Consider the following 11888-nt stretch of genomic DNA (forward strand, 5'->3'; position numbering starts at 1 on the left):
TTCGCAAATGTGGGTATGGTAGAGGCACGTCACTCCCCCTCATCGAGAGATCATCATGAGCCTGAAGTTCAAGAAACCCGCTTTTATCACGCTCGGCCTCATCGCCCTGCTCTCCGCACTCTGGCTCGATTTCTATCTGCCGGAACACACCATCGCCACCATCACCGGGGTGGAGGTGAAGCGCACCGACAAGGATGGCCCCATCAGCCAGAAGAACCCGGCTGACGGCCCCACCACCGACGTCTATTACATCTACACCGAGCGCCCCGGCGAGAAGATCCGGGTGTTTCGCAATGAAGACACCGAATGGGGCTGGCCCTTCTACTTCAAGTTCAACGCCGCCGACGTCCAGGCCAAGGCCAAGTCCATGGAGTTCGAAAAACGCCTGGCCATCATCACCTCCTACGGCTGGCGCGTGAACATGTTCTCCATGTTCCCCAACGTCACCAAGATCGCGAGCACCGAGCCCGATGCCTCCACCTGGAGCTTCTTCCGCTGGTTCTGGTTCGGTGTCTGGGCCCTGGTGATGGGCAAGGCGGCCATCGCCACCTGGCGCTACTTCGATCGCCTCGAGGACGAGATATGAGCGAGCCGAGCAAGACCCGCACCAGCTTCTATCGCCGGCTCTACGTGGCTCACCTCATCAGTCAGGGCACGGACACCGTGCCCGCCATCATGGAGGCGACCGGCATGCCGCGCCGCACCGCCCAGGACACCCTCAGCGCCCTGGCGGAGCTCGACATCCAGTGCGCCTTCGAGCAGACCGAGGGGGCTCGCCATCTGCAGGGGCACTACCGCATCAGCGACTGGGGGCCCATCAATCCGGCCTGGATTGCTGCGCAGCTTCCCGTCATCAGGCAGACCCTGGGGTATCCCTGACACCCCGGACCCGGGTCTGCTCCCATAGAGAAGGGGCCAGCCTTGCGGCTGGCCCCTTTCTTGTCTGGCCTGATATCCCGTTGCCCTCCCCCGGGCTCACTCCCCTTCGCCGAAAGACGCTTCCGGCAGCGGCTCCGCCGACTCACCCCGGGTGCAGTCGATGATGGAGCGCTTGGGATTGTTGGGGTCGCGCAGCAACAGGGGGGCCATCCCCTCGTCATGCAGCCTCTCGTCGGAAAATTCGCTGCCATAGGCGTTATGTGTCAGCCTGCGGGCATTGGCGATGGGGGTATCCACGAAGAGGGCATGTACCTCGAAGGTGGAGGCCGGCACCAGGAAACCGACGATGGGCAGGCCGTGCAACTCCTGATGGACCTTGTACCAGGCAAAGCCCTCGCTCACCTTGTCAGGGGTATACATGGCGAGCTGCGGATTGGCCGGGCGCCCGGTCTCGATGTCGAGATGAAGGGTGTCCAGCTCGCAGGTCGCCAGCCCCTGCCACATCTTCTCGAACGGGGTCGCGCAACCCGTCAGTTGCATGCATGTCAGCAGCGCCAACGTCCCTTTCCACATTCCCAACCCCTTATCCGATGTCCAGGATGTCAACCAAATGAGCGCAGTCGCTGCACCAGCAACTCGATGAAACCGACTCTGTCGAGCCCCAGCAGCACCAGGGCATTGGCCGGTTTGCCGGTCAGGTCGTAGCGATCCACCACCGTCATCCCCAGGGTATGGGTTCCGCCGGTTTCGATATCGACCCGGCACTCCACCCCGTGAAACAGGGAGGGCGCCAGCAGCCAGGCGATGGTACAGGGGTCATGGAGCGGCGCGCCAGCAAATCCCCACTTGGGATCCCGATGATAGATCATGAAAAAGTCGAGCAGCTGTGCCACGCACTGCGCCACCGGGTTGGGAATGGCGCGTACCCGCTCGATATCCTCGTCCATCACCTGGGCCTCGTGGGTCACGTCCAGCCCGCACATGGTGATGGGCAGCCCCGACTTGAAGACCATATCGGCCGCTTCGGGATCCACATAAATATTGAATTCCGCCGCGGGGGTCCAGTTGCCCGCACCGGCGGCGCCCCCCATCAGCACAATGCGGGCGATCTTCTGCTTGAGCTCGGGGTAGGCCGCCAGCAAGAGGGCAATGTTGGTGAGCGGCCCGGTCGGCACCAGGGTGACCGGCTCCGGGCTCTCGCGCAGACACCTTGCCATCAATTCAAGGGCGCTCATCGCCCGGGGAGCAAAGGCGGGATCCGGCAGTTCTGGGCCGTCCAGCCCCGATTCGCCGTGGACGTTGTCGGCGATGATGAGCTCACGGGCCAGGGGCTTGGCTGCCCCCGCCGCCACCGGGATGTCGTCGCGGCCGAGCAGGGTCAGGATGCGCAGGGCATTGTTGAGAGTCTTGTCCGGGGTCTGGTTGCCCGCGCTGGTGGTGACCGCCAGCACCTTCAGCTCGGGGCTCGCCAGCGCCAGAATGAGGGCGATGGCATCATCGTGGCCGGGATCGCAATCGAGAATAACGGGCAACGCCATGGACAGACTCCTTACAACATGACAGGGAGCCATACCTTAGCAAGAGATGGCCAGATGAACTCAGGAGGGAGTCACAAAACGCCTCAACCAACGAGATCAAGTACTTGGCGACAGGCCTTGGGAGCGGACATCCAGATTCGCCGCGCCGCAATCGTTCGGGTATGATCCCTCCCCCTTCATCGTCCGGCTGCCCCATGTCCGTCATCGTCGACACCTTCATCGCCCCGCCCTGCGCCGCCACCATCGAGATCCTGTTTGAGGATGCGCATCTGCTGCTCATCAACAAGCCGAGCGGCCTGCTGAGCCTCTCGGGCAAGAACCCGCAGAACCTCGATTCGGTCCATTACCGGCTGGTACAGGATTACCCCGGCTGCACCCTGGTGCACCGCCTCGACTTTGGCACCTCGGGCGTCATGGTGGTGGCCAAAAGCAAGAGCATCAACGCCCTGCTCTGCCACCAGTTCAGCCAGCGCACCGTGAGCAAGGCTTACGAGGCACTGCTCTGCGGCCATCTGGCGGTGGATGAGGGCGTCATCGACGCATCCATCGCCAAGGATCCGGCGCTGTTCCCGCTGATGAGCATCTGCGCCGCCAGCGGCAAACCCGCCCGCTCACGCTATCGGGTGATGGAGCGGCTCACCCTGGAGGGGGCAGGCCAGCCGGTGCCATTGACCCGGGTCAGGCTGGTACCGGAAACCGGGCGCACCCACCAGCTGCGCATCCACAGCCAGTGGCTGGGCCATCCCATCCTGGGATGCGATCTCTATGGCGGCCTGCTCCCGCCCGGCTGCGAACGAGCCCCCAGACTGATGCTGCACGCCAGTGAACTCGGTTTTGTGCACCCGGTGAGCGGCGAAGCGGTACAGATCTGCTGTGAAGCGCCCTTTGCGCAGGCACTGGCGGCCATGACGGTGCAACAGGGGTAACGAAGAAGGGGGAAAGCAGGGTCAGGAAGGCAAAAGGGGCAAACGGCGGATAAAGATAGGGGCCGCGCTTTCGCAACGGCCCCCACCCCCCACTCGGTACTCTTTGTTACAAAGAGGGCTATCAGATCAGCTTGCGGGCGGCGCCCAGCACGATCTTGATGGCATCAGATTCGGTTTTCGCCATGGTTTCGGCGTTCGGGATTTCCTGCTGGGTACGGTTCACGATGACACCGGCCACCATGCCCGCACGCAGGCCCTGGCTGGTACACATGGTCAGCAGGGTCGCGGACTCCATCTCGTAGTTCAGCACGCCCATGGCTTGCCACTCTTTCATGGAACCCTGGAAACGTTGTACCACGCGACCGGATACGGTGTCGTAACGCTCCTGACCCGGGTAGAAGGTGTCAGAAGAAGCAGTGACGCCCACATGCAGCTTGGAGCCCAGCTCCTTGGCTGTATTCACCAGGGCGGTGGTGCAGTCAAAGTCGGCCACTGCCGGGAACTCCATCGGCGCGAAGTGCAGGCTGGCACCGTCGAGGCGCACGGAGCCGGTGGTGACGATCACGTCGCCCACGTTCAGGTGCGGCTGGATGGCGCCGGTGGTGCCGATGCGCAGGAAGGTACGGATACCCAGCTGGGCCAGCTCTTCCACCGCGATGGAGGTGGACGGGCCACCGATACCGGTGGAGCAGATGATCACGGCCTTGCCGTCCATCTCGCCGCGCCAGGTGGTGAATTCACGATGGCTGGCCAGGTGCACCGGGTTGTCCAACAGCTCTGCGATGCGCTTCACGCGCTCGGGGTCACCGGGGACGATCGCCAGGGTGGCGCCTTGCAGATCCGCTTTTTTCAAACCCAAGTGAAATACATCAGACATAGTGGACTCCTGGTTGCGCCCCGCCGCATGGCAGCCGAGTGCAGTTAAGGTGATTCTTTACGGTACTTTCAAGCCGGTGTCCCCTCATCCGGGGAGGCGCCAACTATGGTCGAAAGCGCTTTCCAATTCCTTGATGCGCCTCACACTTCTGCGCTTCAAAGCTGACAAAAATGGCGCGAAACGTTTGCTAAGATGATGAATTTCTTGAAAAACGTTTTTACGCTCCTTTTGCTCTCCCATCCCTTGTCAAGCCTTGAGCGACCGTCCATTTAAAGAGCGCGATCGAGTCCACAAAGTTGCAAACGAGATACCATTGACCCCTTCTCATCCCCTCCGACGCTGTTATGTTGGCGCCCGCATACCACTTAATGGCTAATCATACGGAGTCCATCATGGCGACATTCAAGTTCTACATTCCCGCAATCAACCTGATGGGGGCGGGCTGCCTGCAGGAAGCGGCAGCGGATATCCAAGGACATGGCTATCGCAAGGCGCTCATCGTCACCGACAAGATCCTGGGCCAGATTGGCGTGGTGGGCCGGCTCGCCGCCCTCCTGGCCGAGCACGGCATCGACGCCGTGGTGTTCGACGAGACCAGACCCAATCCCACCGTGGCCAACGTCGAGGCGGGTCTTGCGATGATCCGGGCCCACGGCTGCGACTGCGTCATTTCGCTCGGCGGCGGCTCACCCACGACTGCGCCAAGGGCATCGCCCTGGTGGCCGCCAATGGGGGCAGCATCAAGGATTACGAGGGGGTGGATCGCTCCGCCAAGCCGCAGTTGCCGCTCATCGCCATCAATACCACCGCCGGCACCGCCTCCGAGATGACCCGTTTTTGCATCATTACCGACGAATCCCGTCAGGTGAAAATGGCCATCATCGACAAGCACGTCACGCCGCTGATGTCGGTCAACGACCCGGAACTGATGCTGGCCAAGCCCGCCGGCCTCACCGCCGCCACCGGCATGGATGCCCTGACCCACGCCATCGAGGCCTATGTCTCCACCGCCGCCACCCCGGTCACCGATGCCAGCGCCGTGATGGCCATCGCACTGATTGCCGAACACCTTCGCACCGCCGTGCATCAGGGGGAGGATCTCCATGCCCGTGAGCAGATGGCCTATGCCCAGTTCCTGGCCGGCATGGCCTTCAACAACGCAAGCCTGGGCTATGTGCACGCCATGGCTCACCAGCTCGGGGGCTTCTACGACCTGCCCCACGGGGTGTGCAATGCGGTGCTGCTGCCCCATGTCCAGGCCTACAACGCCCGGGTGTGCGCCGGCCGGCTCAAGGATGTGGCCCGTCATATGGGGGTGGATGTGAGCGCCATGAGCGATGAGCAGGGTGCGGCGGCAGCCATTGACGCCATCCGGCAACTGGCTCGCGACGTCAAGATCCCCGCCGGTCTGGAGCAGCTCGGGGTCAGGGCCGACGACCTCGACGTGCTGGCCAACAATGCGCTCAAGGATGCCTGTGGTCTCACCAACCCCAGGCAGGCGACTCACGCGGAGATCGTCGCCATCTTCCGCGCCGCCATGTAAGGGGGCAAGATCTGCCAGGGCCGCCACGCGGTCCTTTTTATTGGCTGATGGATCAATGGCTTTTTACTTCCGCACGGGGAGTGGGTATGATTTGCCGAGCTAAAAAGACTGTATGGATGATCTGAACCCGATATGCGGATGAAACACCTGATTGCCGCGGCCCTGACCGCCCTCACCCTGTCCGGTTGCAGCCTGGTCTATCGCATCGATATTCCCCAGGGCAACTATGTGGAACAAAAGCAGGTCGACAAGCTGCGCCAGGGCATGACCCGCGAACAGGTCGAGTTCGTGCTGGGTTCTCCCATGTTGCGCGACAGCTTTGACCCCAACACCTGGTACTACCTCTATGAGTTCCAGCCCGGTCGGGGCGACAAGGAGCGCAAGGAGCTGACCCTCAACTTCGTGGGTGACAGACTGGCCACCGTGACCGGTGATTTCCCTCTCCCTGCCGCCTTCACCACACCGCTCTAGATGACATTACAAAACCGGCTTCTGCCGGTTTTGTTCTCTCTGGCCCCGGCGATGTCGCCGGGCCACACTCTGGATGCCTCATTGCCCCGAGGAGATCATCATGAGTCGATTCCTGATTGCCGGCGCCACCGGTCTGATTGGCAAAGCCTTGCTGCGCGAGCTGGGGACGGAGCACGACCTCCTCCTGCTCTGCCGCAAACCGGGCGACCCCGCTCCGGGACGCACCTGGCTGCCCACCTCGTTCGACGCGCTGGACAGATTGACGCTGCCCTCCCCTGTGGATATTGCCTTCTGCTGCCTTGGCACCACCCGCAAGGATGCCGGCTCGGCCGAGGCATTTCGCCGGGTCGATCTCGACTATGTGCTGGCCTTTGCCGCGCTCGCCCGTCGCCACGGCTGCCGCCGCCTGCTGGTGGTCTCCAGTCTGGGCGCCAACCCGGGTTCCCCTGCCCTCTATCCCCGCACCAAGGGCGAGATGGAGCAGGCCCTGCTGGCCCAGGAGTGGCAGCGGCTCGTCATCCTGCGCCCGGCCATGCTGCTCGGCCATCGAGAACCTGCGCGCCGTTCGGAGCAGATCATCCAGGCCATCTATCCGCTGGTAAAGCCCCTGCTGCGCGGGTCGCTGCGTCGCTGGCGTGCCATCGAGGCCAGTCAGGTGGCGCACGCCATGGCGCGCCTTGCCATCCAGGAGAGCGGGATAGAGACGGTGGAAAACGAGCGCCTGCTCACCCTGTGATGCCCCGTGCCGGGCGAGACGATCACAAAGGGGCGCCACGGCGCCCCTTGTCACAACCCATCACCCGTCAGGTGCCGGCATCGTCTCGCTTGCGGTGCACATCGGGCCGCCCGCCGGTGACCACATCGGCACGCCCCTCTTCCTTGGCTTTTTCCGCCCGCTTCTTGCGCATCTCCTTGGGGTCGGCGATGAGAGGGCGGTAGATCTCGATGCGATCCCCCTCCTGCACCGACTCTGTGCCCTTCACCGGACGGCTGTAGATACCGAACTTGTTGACCGACAGGTCGATCTCCGGGTGCTTTTGCAGGATGCCGGACTGTTCGATGGCCGCCAGCACGCTGGTCTCGGGCGCGACCCGGATGCACAGCACCGTCTGCCGCTCGGGCAGGGCATAGGCCACTTCGATATTGAGGAGCTCAGACACCGTAAACCACCTTGGCACGATTGGAGAAGGCGAGCACCATGGAGCTCACCAGCTCGCGGAAGATCTGGCCAAATGCCAGCTCAATGAGCTTGGAGGTGAACTCGAAGTCGAGATCGAACTCCACCTTGCAGGCATCCACGTCCAGGGGTGTGAAGGTCCACCATCCCGCCAGCTTGCTGAAAGGCCCCTCCACCAGCTCCATCTTGATGGTGCGATTGGCATCGAGCTGGTTGCGCGTGGTAAAGGTCTTGGCGATACCCGCCTTGGCCACATCGACCGAGGCCATCATGTAGTCTTCACCCGACTCGTGAACACGGCTGCCGACACAGCCGGGCAGGAACTCAGGATAGGCATCAACATCATTGACCAGCCGGAACATCTGTTCCGCGCTGAACATCACCAGGGCACTGCGAGTAATACGGGGCATGGGTTTTCCTCATCCAATCGGCCCGATTTTATCACCTTGTCAGCCAAAATCACCGCCGAAACTGTTCGCGGGTCACCAAGCAGGGCAATCGCACACTTTCCGGCCAGTGTGGTCCGCTCTCACCCCGCCCTTCCCTCAAAATCGTCATCGAACTGCTCACAAAGCCGCCACTCGGAGCGCTGTGCGTTTTACAGCCGCCGCCACCCACGTATAATGCGCCTTCCTAAACATTGCCTAAGGCCCCCGTCATGAGCAAAAAGAACAGTAAAAACAAAGCCGGGTCCAGCACCATTGCACTCAACAGAACCGCCCGTCACGAGTACTTCATCGAAGAGCGCGTGGAAGCCGGCCTGTCCCTGCAAGGGTGGGAAGTGAAGTCCCTGCGGGCGGGCAAGGCCAACATCAGCGAAGCCTATGTCATCTTCATGCAGGGGGAAGCCTTCCTGTTCGGCTCCAGCTTCCTGCCGCTGAACGCCGCCTCCAGCCACGTGGTATGCGATCCGACCCGCACCCGCAAATTGCTGCTCAGTCGCCGTGAACTCGACAAGCTCGAGAGCCTGACCGCTCGTCAGGGCTACACCATAGTGCCGCTGGCCCTCTACTGGAAAGCGTGCTGGGTCAAGGTCGAGATCGGCCTGGTGAAAGGCAAGAAAGAGCACGACAAGCGGGAAGACACCAAGGCACGGGAATGGGACCGTGAGAAGGCCCGCATCATGAAGAACAAGCACCGCGGTTGATTGTGCGCCGCCGGCCCCCATGCGGCGACCAATAAACCAGCAATCGACCGGCCAAGGCCGGTCGATTGCCATCAACGCCTTGCCATGACAGGATTTTTGCGTACAATCCCTTTTGACAACTTGGGGCTGATTCTGGATTCGACAAGATTCACGAAACCCAAGGTGCATGCCGAGGTGCGGTAGGCCTCGTTAACAAACCGCAAAAAAATAGTCGCAAACGACGAAAACTACGCACTCGCAGCTTAATAACCTGCGCTGAGCCCTTCTCCCCTAGCTTGCCTGTGTCCTAGGGAAATGGAAGGTCATCCTTCACAGGATCGTGTGGAAGTCCTGCTCGGGGCGGAAGCATTAAAACCAATCGAGCTAGTCAATGCGTGGCGTGTCTCTCCGCAGCGTGTTGGCGAATGTAAAGAGTGACTAAGCATGTAGTACCGAGGATGTAGTAATTTTGGACGGGGGTTCAAATCCCCCCAGCTCCACCAATTTAACTAGGACACCGACAGGACAAACCCAGAAAAAACAGCCACTTAGCAAAAACATAGCGACAGTGACTGGACCAAAACTGGAATCGAAATGATCCACTGGTGATCCAAGAGCAAGAAAGCCTGCAGAAATGCAGGCTTTTTTCTTTTCTGCCATCCAGGCATAGAAAAGCCCGCACAGTGGCGGGCCAATCCGAATCCTTCCGCGTCACGCTGACGCGGTGGCTTCATCGCGTAGTTTTTCCAGAATGCGCGCGATCTTGCTCTCCTCCTCAGGCGCCAGGTCCAGCGTCTCAACAAACTCTTCCAGTTCGCTTAGTAGTGATTCCATCCGATCTCCCCCTTGCTCTCCCAGTCTCTCGACTGTGAAACACTGTATACCCATACAGTACACTCCTTGAATTTATCATTTTCGGACTGATTTGGGTATTAAAAATGGGGCCGTAGCCCCATCAGTATCATTCAGCCAGGTCAGGCATCATGCTCTGGATCCTGTCAACAAGCGCCCTGCGATCCTGAGGACAGAGGTCGATAACCTCCAATTCCCCCAGCAGGGCATTCAACTCAACCTGCAGTTGGGCGGCGCTCATGCGGCACCCCCAACTTCCAGCGCGGTGATGATGACGCCAACCGCTTCAGCCCCCGCCTCGTTGTAGCGGAAAGTCTCCACCTGCTTGGTCGAGCTGCGGGATTTGTCCAAGAAGAACTTCCCGTATCGCTCGGTTTTCAGGTTGTGCTCGTTGGCGATGCGGCCCACCTTGTTGGCGCTGATACCAAACCGCTTACCCACCTCTCCGGCGGTGTAGTAACGCTCTGTCAGCACCGGAAGAGGAAGGATGTTGTCACCAACCACCGTGTTGACGGCCGTCGCCATCGCAGTTTGCCTTGCCTCCTGGCTCAGGTTGGGCATGACCGAGAGCGCCACCGTAATGGCATCTGCGGTCATCTTGATCGCCCGTGCCTGACGGTATTCCGGCAAGTAGGACTTGGCAGCCTTCCTGACGGATTGGCGATCGGCCTTACCGGTGGTCCAGTACTGCCACAGCACTTCGTCGCACTCTTCCTGATAGGCCACCACCTTCTCGCGGATCTCGGGGGAGACCTTGCCCGGCTGAACCGAGTAGAGCCAGGCCGGCAGCTTGCGGAGTGGAAGGCAAGTCATTGTCTGATTGCCACCGGCTGAAGGTATCACGATTTCCTTGATACCTTTGCTGAACTTGGTTGTCAGCTTCGCATGCTGGCCCTGCCAAGCCAGCCCCATCCCCTCAACCACCGGCTTCATTGGAACATAGGGTTCGCCTTGGTGATCGACCAGATAGAGGTTGTCGCCACGGAACGGCACGACCATGGACTGATTCGCGGCCCTGCCAATAACTTTGGTTTGCTGATACTGTTGTTGTATAGTCATACCGTAATCCTTACTTGGTCGTGGGGTTTACATTCCTCGGCCAAGACGGCGGCTACCGTCTTGGCCGAATTCTTTCTGGCATCAAGCCAACTTACCTTCATTTTTCAGCGCCTCCTTCAATCGCTGCACGATCTCGGCATTCATCGAACGGCCATTCTCCTTTGCCAGCTCCTTAACTCTCTCCCGAAAGCCGGGTGGCAGCCGCACCATAAACTTGTCCCAATCCCTCACTCTGCATCTCCTCTATGGATGATGGCCCTGTGCCACCATCGTGAGATTATGTCAGCTATCTAGCATTGTCAATACAAAAGATGGCTCTGTGCCACCATTGATGTATGTCACCGTGCCTGTATGCTTCTCTTATATGTTTAAGCAAACGTAAGTAGATGATGAGTAAGAAAAGTACCGTTCCAACCAGCCGGGAATCAGACAAGTTTGTACTCAGGCTGCCTGACGGCATGAGGGACACTATTTCTGAGTTGGCAAAGGCAAGTGGCAGATCCATGAACGCCGAGTTGGTTCATCGCATCCAGCGAACCATCGACGAAGATACCGCGCTTGCTGAAAGTGGTGTGAAAATCATTGAAGGAATGAAGATCATTGAAGGTCTCAACCTCGATCGCCCCGCACTCACACTGCCACCCGGCACTGTCCTCACGCCTCACGAGATCGACAAGGATGATCCTCGTTATACCCCTTACGTTCGGCGCGAGGAAATACAGGAAGTGCTGGACTACATTAGACAGGAAATGAAAAACAAGAAAAGCTGATGTGATCGCAGTCACTGACGCACAGCCTCAAACGAGGCAACATTTGATTTATGCAGATAGAAAAGGAGAATCTTGATGCGTGTAGCATTCATCGCTGCGCTGGTGCTTTTGTCTGGTTCAGTATCAGCAGACTGCATTGGAACTGATAATTTTAAGACCTGCTATGACGATAGCGGGAATACATATACCGTTCAGAAATTTGGCAACTCTACTTACGTCAACGGGCAGAACCCCAGCACGGGATCAAGTTGGAATCAGCAGAGTCAGCGAATTGGCAATAGTACCTATACCACCGGCCAGGATGCTGATGGTAATTCTTGGAATAGCACCTCTACAAGAGTCGGCAACTCAACCATCACAAATGGGATAGATAGTGATGGCAATGCTTTCAGTCAGACCTGTAACGAATATGGCTGCTACTAGCTATTCACCAAACTGATATCAATACATTCAATGCAAATCCAACCAGAGCAATAAAAAAACTGAATGCCATAAAATCATCCAGATCGCTCCGGCTGGATTTGCTAAAACACCAACACCCGGCAGCAAAGGGGATCAGGGCCAGCGTAAAGCTGAAACTGAACGCTTTCAGCGCCACCACCATCATTATCAGTGCAAACAGAATCCACATGGTCAGGGCCCTCTGCGATAAAGGCCCCAGATTACCCCT

At 59.4% G+C, this 11888-nt stretch carries 17 protein-coding genes, 1 other RNA gene and 1 pseudogene; 10 read left to right on the forward strand and 9 right to left on the reverse strand.

The features are described from left to right. Positions 1-55: 55 nt before the first annotated feature. Together PG883_RS09995 and PG883_RS10000 are read left to right on the forward strand one after the other, a co-directional pair. On the forward strand, positions 56-586 hold the full coding sequence (locus tag PG883_RS09995) for a DUF1523 family protein (protein ID WP_039039880.1): 531 nt from the start codon (positions 56-58) through the stop codon (positions 584-586). After that, a complete protein-coding gene (locus tag PG883_RS10000) occupies positions 583-879 on the forward strand; it encodes a winged helix-turn-helix domain-containing protein (RefSeq protein WP_039039881.1) in 297 nt (98 codons plus the stop codon). The genes PG883_RS09995 and PG883_RS10000 overlap by 4 nt, the downstream gene beginning before the upstream one ends. Positions 880-975: 96 nt before the next feature. On the opposite strand, the gene PG883_RS10005 is transcribed toward PG883_RS10000, so the two are convergent. Further along, positions 976-1452, reverse strand: coding sequence for a hypothetical protein (locus PG883_RS10005; RefSeq protein WP_045525252.1), 477 nt, complete (start codon positions 1450-1452; stop codon positions 976-978). Positions 1453-1481: 29 nt separating this feature from the next. Continuing rightward, entirely contained in the window at positions 1482-2417 is a 936-nt protein-coding gene (gene rihA, locus PG883_RS10010; RefSeq protein WP_048207269.1) for a pyrimidine-specific ribonucleoside hydrolase RihA, read from the reverse strand. Between the two features lie 161 nt (positions 2418-2578). Here rihA and PG883_RS10015 point away from each other — a divergent pair, with 161 nt between their 5' ends. Continuing rightward, positions 2579-3343: an RluA family pseudouridine synthase gene (locus PG883_RS10015; protein WP_161653435.1), complete on the forward strand. Its 765-nt coding sequence runs from the start codon at positions 2579-2581 to the stop codon at positions 3341-3343. 121 nt (positions 3344-3464) lie between these two features. Here PG883_RS10015 and udp read toward each other — a convergent pair whose 3' ends face one another. Continuing rightward, positions 3465-4220, reverse strand: a complete 756-nt coding sequence (gene udp, locus PG883_RS10020) for a uridine phosphorylase (RefSeq protein WP_010674037.1) — start codon at positions 4218-4220, stop codon at positions 3465-3467. Positions 4221-4612: 392 nt separating this feature from the next. Between udp and yiaY the strand changes: the two are divergent. The 3 genes and pseudogenes from yiaY to PG883_RS10035 all read left to right on the forward strand — a co-directional run bounded on the left by yiaY (position 4613) and on the right by PG883_RS10035 (position 6970). Continuing rightward, positions 4613-5763: pseudogene (yiaY, locus tag PG883_RS10025) on the forward strand (L-threonine dehydrogenase). A gap of 132 nt (positions 5764-5895) precedes the next feature. Continuing rightward, a complete protein-coding gene (locus tag PG883_RS10030) occupies positions 5896-6234 on the forward strand; it encodes an outer membrane protein assembly factor BamE (RefSeq protein ID WP_029314185.1) in 339 nt (112 codons plus the stop codon). 100 nt (positions 6235-6334) lie between these two features. Continuing rightward, positions 6335-6970 (forward strand): NAD-dependent epimerase/dehydratase family protein, encoded by a 636-nt coding sequence (locus tag PG883_RS10035; RefSeq protein ID WP_041212681.1) that lies wholly within the window; start codon positions 6335-6337, stop codon positions 6968-6970. Positions 6971-7037: 67 nt separating this feature from the next. On the opposite strand, the gene PG883_RS10040 is transcribed toward PG883_RS10035, so the two are convergent. Together PG883_RS10040 and PG883_RS10045 are read right to left on the reverse strand one after the other, a co-directional pair. Then, entirely contained in the window at positions 7038-7394 is a 357-nt protein-coding gene (locus PG883_RS10040; protein WP_039039886.1) for an RnfH family protein, read from the reverse strand. Next, positions 7387-7821: an SRPBCC family protein gene (locus PG883_RS10045; RefSeq protein ID WP_010673974.1), complete on the reverse strand. Its 435-nt coding sequence runs from the start codon at positions 7819-7821 to the stop codon at positions 7387-7389. Before PG883_RS10045 ends, PG883_RS10040 begins: the two co-directional genes overlap by 8 nt. 248 nt (positions 7822-8069) lie before the next feature. Between PG883_RS10045 and smpB the strand changes: the two genes are divergently transcribed. Together smpB and ssrA are read left to right on the forward strand one after the other, a co-directional pair. After that, the gene (gene smpB / locus PG883_RS10050; protein ID WP_010673973.1) at positions 8070-8558 is read left to right on the forward strand and encodes an SsrA-binding protein SmpB; all 489 of its coding nucleotides are present in this window, start codon (positions 8070-8072) and stop codon (positions 8556-8558) included. A 122-nt stretch (positions 8559-8680) separates the two neighbouring features. Further along, positions 8681-9040: a transfer-messenger RNA gene (gene ssrA, locus PG883_RS10055) on the forward strand. A gap of 208 nt (positions 9041-9248) precedes the next feature. Here the strand turns inward: ssrA and PG883_RS10060 are convergent. The 3 genes from PG883_RS10060 to PG883_RS10070 form a co-directional block, all read right to left on the reverse strand. After that, the gene (locus PG883_RS10060; protein WP_265182620.1) at positions 9249-9371 is read right to left on the reverse strand and encodes a hypothetical protein; all 123 of its coding nucleotides are present in this window, start codon (positions 9369-9371) and stop codon (positions 9249-9251) included. Positions 9372-9626: 255 nt separating this feature from the next. After that, on the reverse strand, positions 9627-10448 hold the full coding sequence (locus tag PG883_RS10065; protein WP_111896603.1) for a phage antirepressor N-terminal domain-containing protein: 822 nt from the start codon (positions 10446-10448) through the stop codon (positions 9627-9629). Positions 10449-10529: 81 nt separating this feature from the next. Continuing rightward, on the reverse strand, positions 10530-10679 hold the full coding sequence (locus PG883_RS10070; RefSeq protein ID WP_200871070.1) for an Arc family DNA-binding protein: 150 nt from the start codon (positions 10677-10679) through the stop codon (positions 10530-10532). A gap of 155 nt (positions 10680-10834) precedes the next feature. Here PG883_RS10070 and PG883_RS10075 point away from each other — a divergent pair, with 155 nt between their 5' ends. Next, complete coding sequence (locus PG883_RS10075; RefSeq protein WP_111896604.1) at positions 10835-11218, forward strand: Arc family DNA-binding protein; 384 nt, start codon at positions 10835-10837, stop codon at positions 11216-11218. Between the two features lie 75 nt (positions 11219-11293). Next, positions 11294-11641 (forward strand): hypothetical protein, encoded by a 348-nt coding sequence (locus PG883_RS10080; protein WP_111896605.1) that lies wholly within the window; start codon positions 11294-11296, stop codon positions 11639-11641. A gap of 4 nt (positions 11642-11645) precedes the next feature. Here the strand turns inward: PG883_RS10080 and PG883_RS10085 are convergent, their stop codons facing one another. Further along, the gene (locus PG883_RS10085) at positions 11646-11849 is read right to left on the reverse strand and encodes a hypothetical protein (RefSeq protein ID WP_111896606.1); all 204 of its coding nucleotides are present in this window, start codon (positions 11847-11849) and stop codon (positions 11646-11648) included. Positions 11850-11888: the final 39 nt, after the last annotated feature.

The organism is Aeromonas sp. QDB25 (assembly GCF_027707725.1).
GTDB lineage: Bacteria > Pseudomonadota > Gammaproteobacteria > Enterobacterales > Aeromonadaceae > Aeromonas > Aeromonas caviae.